At 62.0% G+C, this 20,970-nt stretch carries 15 protein-coding genes and 1 other RNA gene; 14 read left to right on the forward strand and 2 right to left on the reverse strand.

Going from position 1 to position 20,970, the window contains the following annotated elements:
* Nucleotides 1–2 precede the first annotated feature (2 nt).
* From gltB to MAIT1_RS04865, 9 genes are all read left to right on the forward strand, one after another.
* Entirely contained in the window at nucleotides 3–4,550 is a 4,548-nt protein-coding gene (gene gltB, locus MAIT1_RS04825; RefSeq protein WP_085441152.1) for a glutamate synthase large subunit, read from the forward strand.
* Nucleotides 4,543–5,988, forward strand: coding sequence for a glutamate synthase subunit beta (locus tag MAIT1_RS04830; protein WP_085441153.1), 1,446 nt, complete (start codon nucleotides 4,543–4,545; stop codon nucleotides 5,986–5,988). Before gltB ends, MAIT1_RS04830 begins: the two co-directional genes overlap by 8 nt.
* A gap of 213 nt (nucleotides 5,989–6,201) precedes the next feature.
* Entirely contained in the window at nucleotides 6,202–6,744 is a 543-nt protein-coding gene (gene zapB / locus MAIT1_RS04835) for a cell division protein ZapB (RefSeq protein ID WP_158089318.1), read from the forward strand.
* A gap of 222 nt (nucleotides 6,745–6,966) precedes the next feature.
* Nucleotides 6,967–7,149: non-coding RNA, 6S RNA (ssrS, locus tag MAIT1_RS04840), on the forward strand.
* 21 nt (nucleotides 7,150–7,170) lie between these two features.
* The gene (locus MAIT1_RS04845) at nucleotides 7,171–7,794 is read left to right on the forward strand and encodes a 5-formyltetrahydrofolate cyclo-ligase (RefSeq protein ID WP_085441155.1); all 624 of its coding nucleotides are present in this window, start codon (nucleotides 7,171–7,173) and stop codon (nucleotides 7,792–7,794) included.
* A gap of 35 nt (nucleotides 7,795–7,829) precedes the next feature.
* Nucleotides 7,830–9,389 carry a ribonuclease Y gene (gene rny, locus MAIT1_RS04850; protein WP_085441156.1) on the forward strand — a complete coding sequence of 520 codons (1,560 nt, stop codon included), beginning with the start codon at nucleotides 7,830–7,832 and terminating at the stop codon, nucleotides 9,387–9,389.
* Between the two features lie 465 nt (nucleotides 9,390–9,854).
* Nucleotides 9,855–10,226, forward strand: a complete 372-nt coding sequence (locus MAIT1_RS04855) for an STAS domain-containing protein (RefSeq protein ID WP_143814657.1) — start codon at nucleotides 9,855–9,857, stop codon at nucleotides 10,224–10,226.
* Nucleotides 10,227–10,801: 575 nt separating this feature from the next.
* Nucleotides 10,802–12,262, forward strand: coding sequence for a cobyric acid synthase (locus MAIT1_RS04860; RefSeq protein WP_198947797.1), 1,461 nt, complete (start codon nucleotides 10,802–10,804; stop codon nucleotides 12,260–12,262).
* A 286-nt stretch (nucleotides 12,263–12,548) separates the two neighbouring features.
* A complete protein-coding gene (locus tag MAIT1_RS04865; protein WP_143814658.1) occupies nucleotides 12,549–15,056 on the forward strand; it encodes a methyl-accepting chemotaxis protein in 2,508 nt (835 codons plus the stop codon).
* A 65-nt stretch (nucleotides 15,057–15,121) separates the two neighbouring features.
* Here MAIT1_RS04865 and MAIT1_RS04870 read toward each other — a convergent pair whose 3' ends face one another.
* On the reverse strand, nucleotides 15,122–15,556 hold the full coding sequence (locus MAIT1_RS04870) for a VOC family protein (RefSeq protein ID WP_085441159.1): 435 nt from the start codon (nucleotides 15,554–15,556) through the stop codon (nucleotides 15,122–15,124).
* Between the two features lie 156 nt (nucleotides 15,557–15,712).
* On the opposite strand from MAIT1_RS04870, the gene MAIT1_RS04875 reads away from it, so the two are divergent.
* Entirely contained in the window at nucleotides 15,713–16,600 is an 888-nt protein-coding gene (locus MAIT1_RS04875; protein WP_143814659.1) for a hypothetical protein, read from the forward strand.
* Between the two features lie 18 nt (nucleotides 16,601–16,618).
* Here the strand turns inward: MAIT1_RS04875 and MAIT1_RS04880 are convergent, their stop codons facing one another.
* On the reverse strand, nucleotides 16,619–17,326 hold the full coding sequence (locus tag MAIT1_RS04880; protein WP_143814660.1) for a hypothetical protein: 708 nt from the start codon (nucleotides 17,324–17,326) through the stop codon (nucleotides 16,619–16,621).
* Between the two features lie 142 nt (nucleotides 17,327–17,468).
* On the opposite strand from MAIT1_RS04880, the gene MAIT1_RS04885 reads away from it, so the two are divergent.
* From MAIT1_RS04885 to MAIT1_RS04900, 4 genes are all read left to right on the forward strand, one after another.
* Nucleotides 17,469–18,227 (forward strand): outer membrane lipoprotein-sorting protein, encoded by a 759-nt coding sequence (locus MAIT1_RS04885; RefSeq protein ID WP_158089319.1) that lies wholly within the window; start codon nucleotides 17,469–17,471, stop codon nucleotides 18,225–18,227.
* Nucleotides 18,228–18,327: 100 nt separating this feature from the next.
* Nucleotides 18,328–18,546 carry a translation initiation factor IF-1 gene (gene infA, locus MAIT1_RS04890; RefSeq protein WP_085441163.1) on the forward strand — a complete coding sequence of 73 codons (219 nt, stop codon included), beginning with the start codon at nucleotides 18,328–18,330 and terminating at the stop codon, nucleotides 18,544–18,546.
* A gap of 82 nt (nucleotides 18,547–18,628) precedes the next feature.
* Nucleotides 18,629–20,548 carry a DNA topoisomerase IV subunit B gene (parE, locus tag MAIT1_RS04895; protein WP_085441164.1) on the forward strand — a complete coding sequence of 640 codons (1,920 nt, stop codon included), beginning with the start codon at nucleotides 18,629–18,631 and terminating at the stop codon, nucleotides 20,546–20,548.
* 11 nt (nucleotides 20,549–20,559) lie between these two features.
* Nucleotides 20,560–20,952 (forward strand): hypothetical protein, encoded by a 393-nt coding sequence (locus MAIT1_RS04900; RefSeq protein ID WP_085441165.1) that lies wholly within the window; start codon nucleotides 20,560–20,562, stop codon nucleotides 20,950–20,952.
* The last annotated feature ends 18 nt before the right edge of the window (nucleotides 20,953–20,970 follow it).

The following is a 20,970-nucleotide window of genomic DNA, read 5'->3' on the forward strand; positions in this document are numbered from 1 at the left end:
GTATGACGCATCCCGGTCTGCCCAATCAGCAGGGTCTGTACGATCCTCGCTTGGAACATGACGCTTGTGGCGTTGGCTTTGTCGCGCACATCAAAGGCCAGCCCTCCCATGAAGTGGTCTCCATGGGCCTGCAACTGCTTGAGAATCTGACCCACCGCGGCGCGGTGGGGGCGGACCCGCTCACCGGCGACGGCGCGGGCATCCTGATTCAGATGCCCGACACGGTGCTGCGCGACGCCTGCCGCGACCTGCGCATCGACCTGCCGCCGCTGGGCGAGTATGGCGTGGGCATGTTCTTCCTGCCCAAAGACGCCGGCATGCAGATCTCCATCCGCCGCATGGCCGAGCAGATCGTGGTGGAGGAGGGGCAGGTCGCCCTGGGCTGGCGCAAGGTTCCCATCAACCGCACCGCGCGCATCGGCTACGACGCCAAAGAGACCGAGCCGGTCATCGAACAGCTCATCGTCGGCGCCAACAACCGCCCCGATGACGCCGATGACATGTGGTTCGAGCGCCGTCTGTACGTGATCCGCCAGCGGGTGGAGAACGGCGTGCGCGGCTACGCCATGCAGGATCTGGCCTCGTTCGATCTGCCCAGCTTCTCGGCCCGCACCATCTGCTACAAAGGCATGTTCCTGGCCGAGCAGGTTGGCGCGTACTATGAGGACCTGCGCAACGAAGAGCTGGTCTCCTCCTTCGCCATGGTGCACCAGCGCTACTCCACCAACACCTTCCCCACCTGGGGACTGGCGCAGCCGTTCCGCATGATCTGCCACAACGGCGAGATCAACACCCTGCGCGGCAACGTCAACTGGATGCGCGCCCGCGAGCAGGCGCTCTCCTCGCCGCAGTGGGGCGAGGACATCAAAAAACTGTTCCCCATCGTGCCGGAAGGGCTGTCGGACTCCGCCTCCTTCGACCGCGCGCTGGAGTTCCTGGTGCTGTCGGGCCGCAGCCTGACCCAGGCGATGATGATGATGATCCCCGAAGCGTGGGAGAACCATCAGCAGATGGATCCCGATCGCCGCGCCTTCTACGAGTATCACGCCTCCATGATGGAGCCGTGGGACGGCCCGGCGGCGGTCTGCTTCACCGATGGCCGCTCCATCGGCGCCACCCTGGACCGCAACGGTCTGCGCCCGGCGCGCTATCAGGTCACCAAGGGCGACCTGGTGGTGATGGCTTCCGAGGCCGGCACCGTCACCTTCCCGCCGGAAGAGATCGTCTTCAATGGCCGTCTGCAGCCGGGGCGCATGTTCCTCATCGACATGGAGCAGGGCGCCATCATCGGCGATGAAGAGGTCAAGAGCGGCATCGTCGGCGAAAAGCCGTTCCGCACCTGGGTGGAGCAGGGCTTGATCGATCTGGCCGATCTGCCTGAAGCCGACGCCGCGCCCACCGAGGCCGAGCCTCTGAACGCGCTACAGCAAGCCTTCGGTTACACTGAAGAGGATCTGCAGCAGATGCTGCTACCCATGGCGCGCAGTGGCGGCGAGCCCATCAGCTCCATGGGCAACGACGCCGCTCTGGCGGTGCTGTCGGATCGTCCCAAGCTGCTCTATAACTACTTCAAACAGCTGTTCGCCCAGGTCACCAACCCGCCGGTGGATCCCATCCGCGAAGAGTTGGTGATGAGTCTCTACATGCAGTTGGGCCCGGTGGGCAATCTGCTGGATGAGACCCCCGAGCACGTCAATCGCATCCGTCTGCAGCAGCCCATTCTCAGCAGCGCCGAGCTGGCGCGGGTGATGGGGGTGGCGCAGAAGGGGCTCAAGGCCAAGCGCTTCTCCACCCTGATTCCGGCGGAGATCGATCCCAAGTCCATGGACGAGGCGATGACCGCGCTGTTCGACCAGGTCACCGACGCGGTGGACGAAGAGGGGATCAACCTCATCGTGTTGTCGGATCGCGGCGTGTGCGCCGACAAGGCGCCGATTCCGGCGCTGCTGGCCACGGCGGGGGTGCATCATCACCTGATCCGCGCCGGTCTGCGCGGCAAGGCCAGCATCATCGTTGAGTCCGGCGAACCGCGTGAAGTGTTCCACTTCGCCCTGCTGGTGGGCTACGGCGCCAACGCCGTCAACCCCTACATGGTGGAGAGCGTCATCGCCGATCTGGTGGATGGCGAGCATCTGCCTGCGGGTCTGGACGCCGCCGAAGGCTTCAAGAACTTTGTCAAAGCGGTGGACAAGGGGCTGCTCAAGATCTTCTCCAAAATGGGCATCTCCACCCTGCAGAGCTACTGCGGCGCGCAGATTTTCGAGGCCATCGGCCTCAATCGCGCGCTGGTCAAACGCTACTTCACCGGCACCGTGTCGCGCATTGAAGGGTGCGGCATCGATACCGTCACCAATGAGAGCCTGCGACGCCATCAGCGCGCCTATGGCGACAATGTGATCTATCTGAACCAGCTGGATGTGGGCGGCGAATACAAGTGGCGCGCCGATGGCGAACGCCACATGTGGACGCCGGAGACCATCTCCCTGGTGCAGCGCGCCACCCGGGAAAACAGCTACGATACGTACAAGCAGTTTTCGCGCAAAATTGACGAGCAATCCAAAGCCCTGTGCACCCTGCGCGGCATGTTCAAGTTCAAGCCGCCGGGCAAGCCGGTTCCCCTCGACGAGGTGGAGCCCGCCAAGGAGATCGTCAAGCGTTTCGTCACCGGCGCCATGTCTTACGGCTCCATCTCCAAGGAGGCCCACGAGACTCTGGCCATCGCCATGAACCGCATCGGCGGCAAGTCCAACACCGGCGAGGGCGGCGAAGATCCGGAGCGTTACAAGCCGCGCCCCAACGGCGACTTTGCGCGCAGCGCCATCAAGCAGGTGGCCTCGGGTCGCTTCGGCGTGACCAGCCACTATCTGGCCAACTCCGATGAGATGCAGATCAAGATCGCCCAGGGCGCCAAGCCCGGCGAAGGCGGTCAGCTGCCCGGCCACAAGGTCAACGACGTCATCGCCAAAACCCGCGGCACCACGCCGGGGGTGTCGCTGATCAGTCCGCCGCCGCACCATGACATCTACTCCATCGAGGATCTGGCGCAGCTGATCTTCGATCTGAAGAACGTCAATCCCGACGCCCGCGTGTCGGTCAAGCTGGTGGCTGAAGTGGGGGTGGGCACCATCGCCGCCGGGGTCTCCAAGGCCCATGCGGACATGATCCTCATCTCCGGCCACGACGGCGGCACCGGGGCCAGCCCAGTGAGCTCCATCAAGCATGCCGGCGCGCCGTGGGAGCTGGGTCTGGCGGAGACGCAACAGACCCTGGTGCTCAACGACCTGCGCGGCCGCGTGCGGCTGCAGACCGATGGCCAGTTGCGCACCGGTCGCGACGTGGTGATCGCCGCCCTGCTGGGGGCCGAAGAGTTCGGCTTCGCCACCACCCCGCTGGTGGTGGAAGGGTGCATCATGATGCGCAAATGCCACCTGGGCACCTGCCCGGTGGGCGTGGCCACCCAGGATCTGGAGCTGCGCAAGAAGTTCACCGGCAAGCCCGAACACGTCATCAACTACTTCTTCTACGTCGCCAACGAGGCGCGCGAAGTGATGGCGCAACTGGGCTTCCGCAGCATCGACGAGATGATCGGTCGCGTCGACTGCCTGGAGACCAACGAAGCCATCGAACACTGGAAGGCCAGTGGGCTGGATCTGTCGGCGATTCTGACCAAGCCCGACGTGCCGGCGCGCATCGCCACCCGTTGCACCCAGAGCCAGGACCACGGCATCGACGATGTGCTGGATCACAAACTGCTGGAGTTGGCGGAGATCGCCTTCGACACCCAGGAGCCGATCCAGATCCATCTGCCGATCCACAACACCGACCGCACCGTCGGCGCCATGCTCGGCGGCGAGATCTCCAAGCGCTTCGGCGCCAAGGGGCTGCCGCCGGACACCATCCGCTGCTGCTTTAACGGCGTGGCCGGGCAGAGCTTCGGCGCCTTCAACGTCGCCGGGGTCTCTTTGAACCTTACCGGCGCGGGCAATGACTACGTGTGTAAGGGGATGTCCGGCGGCCGGGTGGTAATTCGTCCCAACCCCAAATCGGACATCGTCGCCGAGGAGAATATCATCGCCGGCAACGTGCTGCTCTACGGCGCCACTGGCGGCGAAGCCTACTTCCGCGGCCTGGTTGGCGAACGCTTTGCGGTGCGCAACTCCGGCGCCCAGGCGGTTTGCGAAGGGGTGGGCGACCACGGCTGTGAGTACATGACCGGCGGTGTGGTGGTGGTGCTGGGGAGCACCGGCCGCAACTTCGCCGCAGGCATGAGCGGCGGCGTGGCCTATGTGCTGGATGAGAAAGGCCGCTTCGGCGATCTGTGCAACCGCGCCATGGTGGAGCTGGAGAGCGTCGAGAGCGACGAGGATATCCAGACTCTGCGTCGTCTGATTGAAAATCACGCCAAGCATACGGACAGCACGGTGGCCGCCCGTGTGCTGGATGATTGGAAATCCATGCTCGGCAAGTTCGTCAAAGTGATGCCCGCCGAGTACAAGCGCGTGCTGTTGGAGATGAAACGCAAGCAGCAGGAGAAGGCAGTCAATGGGTAAGATCACCGGCTTCATGGACTACGAGCGGGAGACGCCCGAGCAGCGCTCCGTCTCCGAACGTCTGCAGGACAGCAAGGAGCTCTATAAGCCCTTCCCGCCTGAAAAGCTGAAGCTTCAGGCGGCCCGCTGTATGGACTGCGGCATCCCCTTCTGTCACAGCGGATGCACCCTGTGCAATCTGATCCCGCAGTGGAACGATTGGGCCTACAAAGGGCGCTGGAAAGAGGCGTCCGATACGCTGCACCGCACCAACAACTTCCCTGAGTTCACCGGGCGCATCTGTCCGGCTCTGTGTGAAGCGTCGTGTGTGGTGGGCATTAACCGCGAAGCGGTGTCCATTCGCGAAATCGAAAAGAGCATCGCCGAAGAGGCCTTCGAGCGTGGTCTGTGTGAACCGCAGCCGCCCAAAACCAAAACCGGCAAGTCGGTGGCGGTGGTGGGCTCCGGCCCGGCGGGCATGGCGGCGGCGCAGCAGCTCACCCGCGCTGGGCATGACGTCACCCTGTTCGAAAAGAACGAGGCGGTGGGCGGTCTGTTGCGCTTCGGCATCCCCGACTTCAAGCTGGAGAAGACGGTCATCGATCGGCGTCTCAAGCAGATGACCGCCGAAGGGCTGACCATCAAAACCGGCGTGAAGGTGGGGACCGACATCACGGTGGCGGATCTGCGCAAGCAGTTCGACGCCGTGCTGCTCACCGGCGGCTCCGAACAGCCGCGCGATCTGCCGATTCCCGGGCGCGAACTCCAGGGCATTCACGTGGCCATGCAGTTCCTCACCCAGGAGAACCGCCGCGTGGCGGGGGCGACCTTCTCGGCGGAGGAGACCATCTCCGCCAAAGACAAGCATGTGGTGGTGATTGGCGGCGGCGACACCGGTTCCGACTGCGTGGGCACCTCCAACCGCCATGGCGCGGCCAGCGTGACTCAGCTGGAGCTGCTGCCCAAGCCGCCCAAGGAGCGCGCCGACAGCACGCCGTGGCCGCTGTGGCCGCAGATGCTGCGCACCTCCACCTCCCATGACGAGGGCTGCGAGCGCATGTGGAGCATCCTCACCAAGTCCTTTGAGGGCGAGGATGGTCAGGTTAAGCGCATCAATTGCGTGCGTCTGAAGTGGGTGGAGCGTGAAGATGGCGGCCGCCCGGAGATGGTGGAGATCCCCGGCAGCGAGTTCGTGCTGGAGGCGGATCTGGTGCTGTTGGCCATGGGCTTCCTGCACCCGGTGCACGACGCGTTGATCAAGGATCTGAATGTGGATCTGGACCCGCGCGGCAACGTGCAGGTGGGCGCGGACTTCATGACCAGCGAGGCGGGGGTGTTCGCCGCCGGCGACATGGCCACCGGTCAATCCCTGGTGCTCAAGGCCATTGACGGCGGGCGCAAAGCCGCCGCCAGCGTCGACGCGTGGTTGCGCGGCGGCGTTTCGGTGCTGACCAACTGACGCAAACCGTTCAGGTTTTTGTTTCTGCGCGCCCCGGCTGGGCTTCTGGCCGGGGCGCGCTTTATTTTGCTCCCCGTCGCGCGTGCTTGACGACGGCGACGGGCCACTTTACAATCAACTTAACAGCTAAGAAAAAAGCCGGGCGGGCCAAGGCGTTAGCTCATGAACGTCGATGCTTGCGCGCGCGGATCGCCGCATGATCGGGGAGGGGTTGTGAACCAGGAGTTCGGCGCCGAGGGCGCGTATAGTGACGAGCCTCAAGCTGATGCTTTCCGTCAGGAGGATCTCCCGGCGCAAGAGCAGGCCGAAGAGCCGGTGGTGATGCAAACCGAGGCTCCGCTTGAGGCCATGGGCGAAGCGGCTGATGACGGGTGGGATGACGACGCGTCTACAGACGAAGCCGGGGAGGCTGACGATGGAGCGGAGGTCGAGCCTGTTCAGGCTGAACCTGAGTTGGCTCCGGCGGCGCCGCAACCCGCTGATGCGGCGCCGGTGGCTGAGTCTGCCGTGTTGAGCGACCCCCTGCAGGCGCTGGAGCAGCGTTGGACGCAGGTGGCCGAACGGGTGGAGAAGTTGAAACAGGAGAATCGCGCGCTCAAGGCCTCAGTGGCCGAGCGCGAAGCGCAGTTGGCCAAGTTGGCCGAAGGCTATACGCGGGTGAAGGCGAAGGTGGAGGAGCTGCAGCAGGAGCGTGCGCAGACCCTCGGACGCCTGGAAAATTTGGTTACCCGCGTCAAAGGGTTGGATCGCGATTGAATTTCTGCTCGCCAGAGCGCAAAATGGCGAACAGACGGCGCCCAAGTGAATTGAGTAAGACGAAGTCGGTCGAAATCCTTGGCGCTGGATGGTCAGTGATAACGCACGGCGGTTTGTTTCGCGGCGTGCGATGAGTTGAGATGGTGGAGCGCCATCAAGCGGTTAACGTTGGGATGGAGTCGGCGTGGCGCCGACTCCGTCGCCGACGAGCAGGAGCATCATGTTCCCCTGCGGTGTGCGTCAGGAGCGCAGACTTCCTGAGCCGATACTTTTGAGCCCAAGGAGGGCCGCACTGGTCGTGGAGTGAAAGCCCCTTGTCGGGCTTACCAGAAGCGATCATCCGGTCGTCCGCACTTATGTGACGGGTTCAAGAAGTTGCCCTTCAACGGCATCTGCGGGGGATTAACGCGCAAGCGAGTTGGCACGATGGAGCAAGCCCGCGCCAAACAGCGCTTGCGCGCAACGTTGCGACAGAGCCGCCTGGCTTTGTCGGCGGAACAAAGGGAGGCGGGCAGTCGCGCCATAGCGGCGCATGCCCGCGCCCTGCCTGCCTACGCCTCAGCCCGCTCCGTGGCTCTGTACTGCGCCATTCATGGCGAAGTCGACCTCCTCAGTCTCATCGCTGAAAATGACGACCCTGCGCGGCGATTCTATCTGCCGTGGGTGCAGGCGGACGGTCAGTCCCTGGCGTTTGCGCCTTTTGCATGCGGCGACGCGCTGCGCGCGGGCGCGTTTGGCGTGTCTGAGCCTGTGGAGCGCGCCAATTCGCTCAGTGGCGCAGCGTTGACGCAATTTGACGTGTTGTTTTTGCCGCTCCTAGGGTTTGACGCTTTTGGGGGGCGGTTGGGTTACGGCGGCGGCTACTATGATCGTGCATTGTCGCATATTGTGCGACGCGATCAGGGCGGACCGCTGGTGATAGGCGTGGCGTTTGAACGCCAACGGGTCGAGCGTTTGCCGCTTGAACCGCACGACATCCGCTTGGATGGCGTGGTGACTGAGAGTGGAATCCACTGGGCATCCCCCGCGTCGATTCCGCATACATACTGATATCGTGCGCACGCGCGCGTTGCGAGAGAGACTCCATGGACATAATCAGCCTGATTGTTGGATTGGCCGCAGGGGGCGGCGTCGGCTACTTCCTGCTTGTGAACTATCGTAAACAGCAGGAACAAGCGGTTTGTGAGCGTCAGGCGCGCGCCGATATGGCGCTGAAAACCGCTGAAGAGAAGATGGAGGCCGCCGCGCGCGAAGCGGAGTTGCAGGCCAAGGCCGAGCGCATTCGTCTGCGCGAAGAGTTGGAGGCGCAGTTCCAGGAGCGCAAGGGCGAGTTGGATGATCAGAAGCGCCGCCTGGATAAGCGCGAAGATCAGTTGGATCGCAAATCCGCGCAGTTGGATGATCGCGAATCGCAGCAGGAGTCGCGTCGTCAGCAGGTGGAGCAACAGAGCGCCGAGGCGGCGGCCAGCAAGGAGCGTTTCGAGGCTCTGGCCAAAGAGCGTCAGGCGGAGTTGGAGCGGGTGGCGCAGCTGACCTCGGAAGAGGCGCGGGCGACGTTGATCCAGGAGTTGGAGGATGAAGCGCGGCGCGAAGCCGGGCGCATGCTCAAGTCCATCGAAGAGGACGCCAAGGGCAATGCGCAGAAGAAGGCGCAGGAGGTGATGGCGACGGCCATTCAGCGCTTTGCCGGGGAATTTGTCGCCGACCGCACGGTGTCGGTGGTGCAGATCCCCAATGACGACATCAAAGGGCGCATTATCGGTCGCGAGGGGCGCAACATTCGTGCGCTGGAAGCGGCCACCGGCTGTGATCTGATCATCGACGACACCCCCGAGGCGGTGGTGGTTTCCGGGTTCAATCCGGTGCGCAGGCAGATCGCCAAGCGCGCGTTGGAGGAGCTGGTGGGGGATGGTCGGATTCACCCGGCGCGCATTGAAGAGGTGGTGAAAAAGGCCAAGAAGGCGGTGAATCAGGAGATTAAGGAGGCGGGCGAGCAGGCGGTGATCGACGCCGGTTTGAATGCGCTGCACCCTGAGTTGATCAAGGTGTTGGGCGCGCTCAAATTCCGCACCTCCTACACGCAGAATGTGTTGGCCCACTCGGTGGAGGTGGCGCACTTCGCTGGGGCCATGGCCGACGAGATGGGGTTGGACTCCAAATTGGCGCGGCGTTGTGGTTTGCTGCACGACATCGGCAAGGCGGTGGACCATGACACTCCGGGCTCCCATGCGGTGCTGGGCGGCGAGTTGGCCAAGAAGTTCAAAGAGGATCCCATTGTGGTCAATGCGGTGTGGTCGCACCATTTCGACATTGAGCCCAACTCGGTGTATGGGCCGTTGACCAACGCTGCCGACGCCCTCTCCGCCGCCCGTCCGGGCGCGCGGCGTGAGAACGTAGAGACCTATGTGAAGCGTCTGGAGGATCTGGAGCGCATTGCGACGGGCTTCAAGGGCGTGGACAAGGCGTATGCGATTCAGGCGGGTCGTGAAGTGCGGGTGATGGTCTCGTATGACCGTTTGAACGATGAGGGGTCGTTGTTGTTGGCGCGGGATATCGCCAATGAGATTGAGAACGAGATGACCTATCCGGGGCAGATTAAGGTGACGGTGATTCGCGAGATGCGCGCCACGGAGATTGCGCACTAAGCAGCCTGTCCCCTCGCGAAGCAAAAGTGTTTGTGGGAAAGAGGCCGAGCCCACTGTATCTAATGGGCCGTCGGCTGGCCGACGGCGGGGTCTGGGGGCCGCTGCCCCCAGCGGGTGTGGGCGGCGCCCACGGTTTGGTTTTTGTCCGTAGTCTTTTGCCGTTTCCCCACAGAAGGAAATCCGAGCCAGCACGCAGCGTGAGAAGAAGCGCCGCGCGACGAGTCAGCACGGAGGAAAACGGGGAAACGGCAGTGAGCAGGCCCCGAAGGGGCCGTCGCCCGCAGGGCGGCGAATGCCTTAAGGCTAGCGGCTTGGGAAAGTTGGGGTGTAAAAGGCTTGCTTCCTCGGATGAGTATTTTCCAAACTCTCCTGCTTGTTAAACATCAGAGAAATAAATCGCCTGTCTGAAGTTCTATCATTCCCATAGAAAAAAATTCATTCTATTCTGTTAAAGCAGTCAATAACGTGGCTGTTGATATTTTGTTGTGTTGTCAACCTGAGCCTCTTTTGGGAAGGGGGGTATCCATGGGCGCCAATAACCAATTGTTAAGGTATGAGTTTGAGCAGGGGCGACTGAAGATAATATTGCCCAAAAAATTCAATTTTCAATATTATGGCGAGTTGCAGGAAATCATCAGAAATGAGGTGCGTTCTTGTACAGAATGCATGGTTGATCTTCAGGAGACGGTTTTTCTTGATAGTTCCGCTATTGGAATTCTTTTGATTCTTCATCAAGAGTGTAACGGGAAGCCCCTTGTTTTGGTGGCAAGTTCTGAAGCGTCAAAATATTTGTTCTCAGCAGGTCTTGATAAGATGCTTAAAATTGAGGTGTCCTAGCCCCAGGGAAGTAGACGGTGTTTGTGTGTCGGACGTTCTGTGTTGTCGTTGGGAGGGGCTCTAAAAAGAGCGGGGCGCTTGCGTTGAGCAGAACGCTTAAGCAGGAGGTCTGTCGCTATCGATAGCTGTGGATTTCAGGTGTCTTTGTTAGTGACTCGGCGGCTAAATAGTCAGTGTGAGCCCGAATAATTTCCCGCATACGCTTTTCGGCTTTCCCAAGCCGCAAGTCCCAAAGCATTCGCGATCGGCTACGCCGATTACGGCCCTGCGGGCCTGCTCACCGCCGTTTCCCGTTTTGCCTCCGTGCTGGCTCCCGGTTAGGCGCTTCGTAACACACTCTTGGCTGGCTCCGAGTCCGTGCTATGGGAAACGGCCAAGATAACGGCCACACCGTGGGCTCCGCCCACACCCGCTGGGGGCAGCGGCCCCCAGACCCCGCCGCCGACCAGTCGGCGGCCCATTAGATAACGCTAGCTCGACCTCTTTCCCGCACACACTTTTACCCTGTCGCTTGACCATCGCCCACGCTTGACCCACCATGTTGCGGCCATTTCTCCAGCCTCCATGGACGCCACATGACCGCCATCACCCTCATGGTCCAAGGGACCGCCTCCGACGTCGGCAAAAGCGTCCTCACCGCCGCCCTCTGTCGCGCGCTCAAACGCCGTGGCCTCACCGTCGCCCCGTTCAAACCACAAAACATGGCCCTCAATAGCGCCGTCACCCCCGAAGGCGGCGAAATCGGTCGCGCCCAAGCCACCCAAGCCCAAGCCGCCGGGATTCCCCCCCACGTGGATATGAATCCCATCCTGCTCAAACCCAACTCCGATATCGGCGCCCAGGTCATTGTGCATGGGAAATCCATCGGCAATCGCAACGCAGCGGACTATCACGACTACAAACGCGAAGCCATGGGCTATGTGCTGGAGTCCCACCAACGCTTGGCGTCGCGATATCAAACCATCGTGGTGGAGGGGGCGGGCAGCCCGGCGGAGATCAATCTGCGCGATCGCGATATCGCCAATATGGGCTTTGCCGAAGCGGTGGATTGCCCCGTTATCCTGGTGGCCGATATCGATCGGGGCGGCGTGTTCGCGCAGATCGTGGGGACGCTGGAGCTATTGAGCGAATCCGAACGCAATCGCGTCAAAGGATTCATTATCAATCGGTTCCGGGGCGATGTGGCGCTGTTGGAACCGGGGCTGAAATGGCTCGAAGCCCGCACCGGCAAGCCCGTGTTTGGCGTCATGCCCTATCTGGCCGATTGGCATATGGAGGCGGAGGATTCGTTCTTCGGCGCGCAGTCCGGCGGCGATGCAGAGGGTATGTTCCGCGTGGTCGCGCCCATCTTCCCGCGCATCAGCAACCACACCGATTTCGACCCTCTGCGTTTGCATCCGCAGATTGACTTACGCTTGGTCAAACCCGGCGAAGCGCCGCCGCCGGGCGATCTGGTGATCCTGCCCGGTAGCAAAAGCGTGCGCGCTGACTTGTTGTGGCTACGCCAGCAGGGGTGGGAGTCCTACCTCCAGCGCCATCTGCGCTACGGCGGCAAGATCATCGGCATCTGCGGCGGCTATCAGATGCTTGGACGCGCCATTCACGATCCAGATGGTTTGGAAGGGGAGCCCGGCGGCGTGCGCGGTTTGGGCCTGCTGGATGTGGAGACGCAGATGCAGCCGGAGAAACGCCTGGAAAACGCCGCCGGATGCCTCGCCTTCGACCCCGATGGCGATGTGGCCGGATATGAGATCCACATGGGCAAAACCAGCGGACCCGATCGCCAGCGCCCGGCAATCTGGTTGAAATCCGGTCCCGATGGCGCACTGTCCAAAGAGGGCAACGTGCTGGGCTGCTATCTGCACGGCTTGTTCGACGAGCCCAGTGCGCTGGCGGGGCTGATCACGTGGGCGGGCGGCGGCCAGGTGCAGAGCATCGATCATCGTCAGCGCGCCGAGCAGGATATCGACCGATTGGCCGACGCCCTGACCGCGCATGTCGATCTGGATGCGCTTTTCACCGCGTGTGGCGTTTAATTACACCTCGGCGCGCAATTTCCTCTCCGTTGTCTGTTTCCGCTCTGTTCAGGGCGTCCCCCCTCCAGGCCGGGCGCTTTGCTCAAGTGACGCGTCACCTTCACGTTTACATTACGCTTCAGGTGGCGGCTCCATTTCAAAATTGCCCGTTTAGACAGATTTTATTACTGAATTCCTGCATAAGAAATTGTGATGTGCGTCACAGAATGTTAATATTATCGCAATTTCATAATCAATTATCCTCCGCTGTATCGTCATGCTTTGGACTGGGATGGAGGATCTCCCCATGCTTGCTAATCTCTCGCTTCGGGCCCTGCTTCTGAGCGGATTCCTGGCTGTCGCGCTGTTGCTGGCCTTGCTTGGCTTGGAGAGCGTCAATGGCGTCAACCAAGTTGATCGTTCCGTAGATAAAGTGACGCGCGCTGCGCCCATGATCGACGCCGCCATGGAGATGAAACTCTCCGTGCGCCACGACATGCAGTTGATCATGGAGCTTCTGGCTGCTGGGGATAAGCAGGAGCTGGCGGAGGTGTGGAAAGAGCATGAGGCGGTGGTGGCGCAATATGACGCTTTCTCCAACGCCATTCTGAAAGGGGCCGTGACCGAGGAGGGCGAAATCTACGCCACCGATGATCCGGTCTTGCAGCGTGTGGTGCATGAGGCGGATGTCTTCCACAATGACGAGTTTCTGCCGCTGATAGGGGGCATCCACAAACTGATGCAGGAGTTGTTCGCGCTGCATGAAGCGCGCGAAATGACCATGCAGATGTTCGAGGAGAGTTTCGACAGCTTGGTTAAGCAGATCAAGGCGTTGGAGGAGGCGGTGAAGGAGCGCATTCCACGCCGCATCGCTGAACAGACGCCCATGGAGGAGATCTACAGCCATGAGGTGATGTGGGCGGATATGGTCTCGGAAATTCGCAATAATCTGACCGAATACCGCATCAGCATGGAGGAGATGGCGCAGCAACTCGATGAGGCGCAGATGCGTCGGGTGCGCGATGAGATGGCGCGTTGCGATGGCGAGATGATCGGTTGGTTCAATGCGCTGAAAAAAGGCGCGGCCACGGTGGAGGGCGATGTGGCGCCCATGACCGATCCGGCGCTGCTGGCGCTGCTTGAGCCGATTATGACCGACTATAAATCGGTGTATAAGGATCTGGCGGGGCGCTACGGCAAGCTGTTGCTGGAGGTCAATACCGCCAAAGGCAAAATGTCCGCTCTGGACGCCGACGCCGACGCCGTTGGCGAGAAGATGATGGAGACCTTGGGCGGGGTGGAGGATGGCGCGCGCGGGGTGATCGAGGCCGCCAAGCAGCAGGCGTCCGACACCGCCGGGGCGATCTTCTGGACTGTGCTGATCATGCTGGTGATCGGCGTGGCGCTGGCGGTGACTCTGGGCCAATTGATCACCCGCCGGGTGCTCAATCTGTTGGGCTGCGAACCGACGCAGATGCTACAGGTGGCCGAGCGCGTCGCCAATGGCGATCTGGCGGGCGCGGCGGCATCGGCCAATGGGCAGACGAAAGGCGCTTTCGCCGAGTTGATGCGCATGGTGGAGAATCTGCGCACGGGCTTCCAGACTCTGCGCGAGCATGCGCTCACCCTCTCTCAGGCCGCCTCCGCTTTGAGCAGCGCCTCCAGCCAGCTGGCCAACAGCTCCACCGAGATGAAACAGAGCGCGGTCTCCTCCGCTGCTGCGGTCAAGCAATCCACGGAGAATCTGCAGAGCATCTCCGGCGCGGTGGAGCATCTGAGCGCCAATATGCAGAACATTGCCGGATCGGTGGAGCAGATCAGCGCCAGTATGAATGGGGTCTCCTCCGCTTCCGAGGAGGCCAGCGTCAACTTGAGCAGCGTCTCCCACAGCAGCGCCGAGGTGACCAACAATATGCGCGTGGCGCGGGAGGCGGCGGAGCAGACCGAAACCAGCATCGGCTCGGTGGCGCAGGCGGTGGATGGCATCTCCCAGACCATTGTCGAGGTCAAAGGGCAATGCCAGCAGGCCAGTGATGAGTCTGCGCGCGCCAATCAAATTGCCGCAGGCAGCGTCAGCGTAATGCATGAGCTTTCGCACACCGCCAATGAGATCGGCAACGTCATCGCCGTGATCAGCAATATTGCCGAGCAGACCAATATGTTGGCGCTTAACGCCTCCATCGAGGCGGCGGGGGCGGGAGAGTCGGGCAAGGGGTTCGCGGTGGTGGCCAACGAGGTCAAGGCGCTGGCGTCACAAACCGGCGACGCGACCAAAATGATCGCTGACCAGGTGGAGGCCATTCGCTCCCAGACCCAGCAGGTGGGGGCGGCCAATGAGGAGGTGACTGACGCCATCGGGCGCTTGCGCGAGGCCAATGACGGCATTCTCATGGCCATGCAGGAGCAGACCCACACCATGGGCGGCGTGGCCCGCGAGATGGCCAACATCTCCGATCAGGCGGCGCAGATGAGCCAGCGCGTGCAGGAGTCCTTTGGCGGATTGGAGGAGGCCAATCGCAGCGTGGAGGAGATCAGCATCGGTATTGAGGATGTCTCCCGCAACGTCGCCGAGACCACCTCCGGCGTCACCGAGGTCTCCAGCAACGTCTCCGAGGCCAGCAGCGGCTCCCGCGAGATCTCCGGCAGCGTGACCGAAGCGGCGCAGGCGGCCAATGAGATCGCCAACGGCATGGATGAGTTGCGCGGACACGCCTCACAGGTCTCCGAGGTGAGTCACGACGTGCATGACCAGGCGCAATTGATGAGCCGGGTGGCGGGCGAACTCGACGAGATGTTGGCGCGCTACAAGGTTTGACGCTTTGCTGAAGAGGGCTTGCGGGGGCGCTGTCCGATTCAATCGGGCGCCGCGCCGTACTCGATTCAGTCGGGCAGGGCCAGAGAGCCGTCGGCGTTGACCGGGAAAAACGGATTCCAGGCCACCTCCCACAGGTGACCGTCTGGGTCGGCGAAGTAACCGGAGTATCCGCCCCAGAACACATCCTGAGCCGGGCGCACAATCGTTGCGCCCGCCGCCTTCGCCTGGGCCATGACGCGGTCCACCGCCTCTTTGCTCAGTTCATTGCGCGCCAAAGCCACACTGCGGTAAGGGATCGGTCCGCCCGGGTCGGTCGCATTGGCGTCTTCGGCCAATGCGCGGCGCCCGTAGAGTCCGATCACGCACGCTCCCGCCTGAAAAAACACGATATTCTCATTGCTTTGTCCTGATGCCTCCCAACCGAGACCTGTTTCATAAAAGGCGCGCGCGCGCGCCATATTCTCCACGCCCAGCGTCACCAGACTCAATTTGGCGTCCATACAGACGACTCCTGCCGAAAGGGCGGAAAACGATTCCGATTCCGTTGGTATATGCACAGGCCGGGCCGCGCGCAAGCGGAAATCGCGGTTTTTCATTGCCATTGGCGTCCTGGTCGGGAAAATAGGCGCGACTGGTTTCATTTAAGGAGGCGAAAGATGAGCAGGAAAATGGATCTCCAGCGCTATCGCTTGGAGGGGTTGCAGGAGCCAGTGCGGCTAGCCATGGGTGGGCATATCGAAGGCTCCATGCAGCCCATCATTTTCATCATGATGGGGATTATGAGCGTCGCCTTTGCCGGGGTGATGTGGAGCATGGCGGGGCCGATGATCGGCGTCGTGGGGCTGGTGGTGTTGCTGGCGTCGGATCTGTTCGCCTATCGGATGATTCAACGCAATACGGCCCACGGGCCATTGCGCAGCGTGTTGACGCTGGATCCGCAAAGAGGGCTGGTGTTTGGCAAGCCGCTGTCGGCCACCATTCCGTGGGCGAACGTGGGGCCGAGTTGGGTGCGCCAGAACGCTGATGGCGGTGAGCTGTTTCTGCTGGGATTGAACATGCAGGAGTGCCTGCCCGAGCCGGTGGCGGGGGGCAAGATTCCTCAGGAGTTGGATGGCATTCTGTTTCCGCTGCCGCCGGAGAGCCGAGAGGATGCGGTGAAAACCGCCATGGCCCCGGTGCAGGCGCTCAAACCGTTCCGTGGCGATGATGGGGTGATGGACAAAGTGGGGCTGGAGCAGGCTGCGCGGCGGGCGCCATATCCCATGGTGATCGCCATTCCCGAAGTGGCGGAGATGGCCACCGAGACGTTGATGGAGATCCTCAATCGCGAAACCTTGCGGCGTCGCGGCGGCGGCTCGGATCTGCCGCTATTCCCGCCCAGTGGAGGGGATGACGAGGCAGCGGAGAAGGAGCCTTCATGGCTGGATGATCTGGATAAACCGAGCGACGCCGATAAAGCGGCGCCGGTTTCCGCGCCTGAACCCGCAGCGCCTGAGCGGCCCAAGCCGCCGGTGCGGCCCAATAAGCCGCCTACCGTGACGTGATGGGTCGAGCTGGGAGCGTTAGCGCTCGCCCGTGTGGTCGACTTCGCTTTCGTGATCGGCGTCGCGGTCGCCGTGCACATTGAATTGAATGTATGCGCGGCGCTCCTGAGTCACCAATTGCGCGACAGCCGGAATAATGTGGCTGGCGCCCGGCGGTTCGTCGCCATAGATCCAGCTCTCCTGAGCGGTGTTGAAGGTGAATTTGTCGTAGGGGCCAGTATAAGGACCCTGCATGGGATCTTCGGGCCCCAGAGTATGGGCGAAGATGCGCACGAACTCATTTTTTGGGTGGTAGCCGACGATGATTTCACCCACCGGCAATGAGACTTTTTTGTAGCAGCGATCACGTACGCGGTCTTCAATGATGCGTTGCGTGGCGTTGTCAAACAGACTCAGCACATCCCGCGCCTCCATCTCATAGCGCAGGTGTCGGCACAATCTGTGAATGTCGTTTGCCGGGTAGAGGCCGCGAAACTGACGAAAGCGGCGGCAGGTGCAGGTGAGTTGCTTGATATTGACCTGGTAGGTGCGATTGGAGTCGCCGCGTTTGGAGCTGGTTTGAATCACTTCATCCAGGGCGTCGGGCAGCTCGGGCAACAGGTAGGGTTCACAGAATTCAATGCTGCGTCGGGCGCGTTGACGTTGTCGCCACGGCAGAATCACGAAGCTCAACAGAGCCATGATAATGATCAGACCGGCAACAAGAATGGCCAGGGTAATCCACATGAAAATAATGCTCCATTCCCGCGCGCGCCTCTCTTATGGGCGCCTGTTTTTTGGCGTTTTGCGACGCGCTGCGGAGTGCTTTGCGCTGTTCCAAAGTCCCCAGTATAGCCGCATCGCATTTGTGGACGCCAGGAGCGCATTGTTGCGGATTCTGTGGCTGGCGGTGTTGTTCGCTGGATTGGTTCAGCCTGGCGCGGCGCAAGCGCAGCAGCAAGACTTCGATGTGGATGTGGTGGATCTGCTCAAGCGCATCGACGCCAACCTGTTTCCCGCCTCCGGACAGCTGTTCATTCGCATCCATAATGAGACGCCGCGCGGACCCGGCGTGGAGACCTCGCTCTACGCCGCGCGCGATGGCGGCGAGCGTTGGGCGGCGCTGATCGCTGCGCCCGCCAGCCTCAAAGGGCGCACCCTGATGCGCCAGGGCGATGAGATGCGCGTGCGTCTGCCCGGTGAGTTGGGCTACCGCCACCAGGGCTGGGTCGACTCTTTCGTCGGCGGCAGCTTCGGTAATGTGGATCTGTTCCCTGAACCCTGGAGCGACGCCTTCGATGCGGTGGTTCAAGGGCGCGCCGGGCCGTTGGCCAATCTGGTGTTGACGCCCAAGGACGCCGGACGCTTCCCTTTCAAGCGTCTGACGGCGGTGGTGGACGTGAAACTGGCCGTGCCCATTGAGGTGCGTCAATTTGGTTCGGGCAACCGTTTGATCAAAATTCTGCACTACAAGGATCCTGTGCCGTTCCCTTATGGCCATACGCGTCCGCGCGTGGTGGAGGCGATCAATGGCTTGAACACCGGCTACTCCTCCATTATGGAGTACGGCGACATCGTCGACCGCGCGTTCACAGAGGCGGACTTGGCGTTTGAGAATCTGCCGCGGGTGGGGGTGCTGCTCAAATAGCGGTGGCGTGTTGTTGACTTCTGCGCAAGCGCAGCGCATAATCCCCGTTTTTGTATCCACGGCGCGTATTGCGTAAGCCATCCCTATCTGGAGCGGATCCTTGAGTAAGGAAGATGTCATTGAGATGGAGGGCAAGGTGTTGGAGAACCTGCCCAACGCCATGTTCAAAGTCGAATTGGAAAACGGTCACAGCCTGCTGTGCCATATCTCTGGCCGTATGCGCAAGAACTACATCCGCATTCTGCCCGGCGATAAAGTGACCGTGCAATTGACCCCCTACGATCTGACCAAAGGGCGCATCTCCTACCGCCATAAATGATGCGGCGGCCTGGTTGTTTCGACCCGACTCGGCGACGCTGGCGCGTCGCCGCCCCTGATCCGCGCTACCTCCCTGCGTTGCCATGAGCGACTACTCTGCATCCCATATTGAAGTGCTGGAAGGGCTGGAGGGCATTCGCAAGCGCCCCGGCATGTACATTGGCGGCACCGACTCGCGCGCGCTGCACCATCTGGCCGCCGAGGTGCTCGATAACGCCATGGACGAGGCGGTGGCGGGGTTTGCCGACCGTATCCACCTGACCCTGCATGAAGACGGCTCTCTGGGCATCCGCGATAATGGCCGCGGCGTGCCGGTGGACGAACATCCGCGCTACCCGGGCAAATCGGCGCTGGAGGTGGTGTTCACCATGCTGCACTCGGGCGGCAAGTTCAATAACGCCGTCTACGCCACCTCCGCCGGTCTGCACGGCGTGGGGGTGTGCGCGGTCACCGCGCTGTCGGTGTGGACCGAGGTGCAGGTGGAGCGCGACGGTTTTCGTCATCAGCAACGCTTTGAGCGCGGCAAAGTCGCCGCGCCGCTCACCCAGGGCGACGCCACCCGCCGCAAAGGCACGCAGGTGCGTTTCCTGCCCGATCCCGAAATCTTCCCCAATCCGCGCTTTACCTTCTCTCGCCTGCTGGAGATGTGTCGTTCCCGCGCCTATCTCAACCGTGGGGTGGAGATCCGCGCCCGCGAGGAGAGCAGCGGGACCGAAGAGACCTTCCACTTTCCCAACGGTCTGAAGGATTACATCCGCGCTATCACCGAGAAGAAGGAGTTGGTGATCCCCGAGCCTTTCGAAGGCAGCGCCGAGCGTCTGGGCGACGACGGCAAGGGGCGCATGGAGTGGGCGGTGGCGTGGACGCTGGATGATGACGGCGACGTGCGCTCCTACTGCAACACCGTGCCCACTCACAATGGCGGCGTGCATGAGGCGGGGCTGCGCAGCGCCCTGCTTAAAGGGGTGCGCGAGTTTGCCGAAACCCGCAATCTGCTGCCCAAAGGGCTGACCCTCACCGGCGAGGATGTGCTGGGCGGGGCCATCGTGGTGCTGTCGCTGTTCATCCCCGATCCGCAGTTCGCCGGGCAGACCAAGGATAAGCTCAATAACGCCGGCGTGGCGCGTCTGGTGGAGTCCACCCTCAAAGACAATATGGATCACTGGCTGCACCGTCAGCCGGAGGTGGCGTCCAAGCTGGTGGAGGAGGTGGTGGAGCGCGCGCAGGAGCGTCTGCGCCGTAAAAAAGCCGCCAATCGCGTCAAGCGCAAGACCCCCACCAGTCGCCTCACCCTGCCGGGCAAACTCACCGACTGCATCAGCAGCGATCTGAGCGACACCGAACTGTTTATCGTCGAGGGGGACTCGGCGGGCGGCTCCGCCAAACAGGCGCGCGACCGCCACACTCAGGCGGTGCTGCCGTTGCGCGGTAAAATCCTCAATGTGGAGCAGGCCAACAGCGAGAAGTTCGAAAAGAACGCCGAGGTGCAGAGTCTGGTCACCGCCATCGGCGCGGGCATTGGCAAGCACTACGACGGCGACGATCTGCGCTATGGCAAGATCATCATCATGACCGACGCCGACGTCGACGGCGCCCACATCGCCTCGCTGTTGCTCACCTTCTTCTTCCGCTTTATGCCGCAGCTCATCGCCGACGGCCGTCTCTATCTGGCGCAGCCGCCGCTGTATAAGGTCACCGTGGGCACGGAGAGCCGCTACGCCCTGGATGATCTCGAGCGCGAGCGGGTGGAGGCGGAGATGACCAAGCGCAAACCCAAGGCGAAGGTTGAGATCTCCCGTTTTAAAGGTCTGGGCGAGATGCCGCCCATGCAGCTGCGCGAGACCACCATGAGCGTCTCCTCCCGCCGCCTGCTCAAGGTGGTGGTGGATGATGACAAGCTCACCGAGAGCGCATTCTCTCGCCTGATGGGCAAACGCCCGGCCGAACGCTTCGCCTTTATCCAGGAGAAGGCGCGCTTCGCCCAGGACACCCTGGATATTTAAGGCCTCTTCCCATGTCGCGCCGCTTCGCCAAACCGCCGCCGCCCAAACCCTCCGCCGAGGCGCGGCGTGGGCGTCCAGTGGGGGGACTGAGTGCAGTGCACCGCATTCTGGCCGAGCAGCCCGCGTTTCGTCGCATCTGGGGGCCGCTGTTCTATAGCGGCTTTATCTGGGTCGGCTGGACCCTGTGCGACTTCTTCTACAATGCGCCTGCGGCCACACTGCCGGTGCTGTTGTTGGGGGCGCCCATGTTGCTGTTGGGCGTGTGGGGGTGGGGCATGCTGCTGTTGGGCGTGCTGTCTCCTCAACGCAACGCTCTATTCTCCTCTCCCGATGAACGCGAATTGGCCGCCAAGGCTGACGCCGTTCTGGCCCGTCGCGACGCCAAACGCAACCGTTCTGCCTAGCTCATGACTGCACGCGCG

This window comes from Magnetofaba australis IT-1 (assembly GCF_002109495.1).
In the GTDB taxonomy this organism is placed as follows: Bacteria; Pseudomonadota; Magnetococcia; order Magnetococcales; family Magnetococcaceae; genus Magnetofaba; species Magnetofaba australis.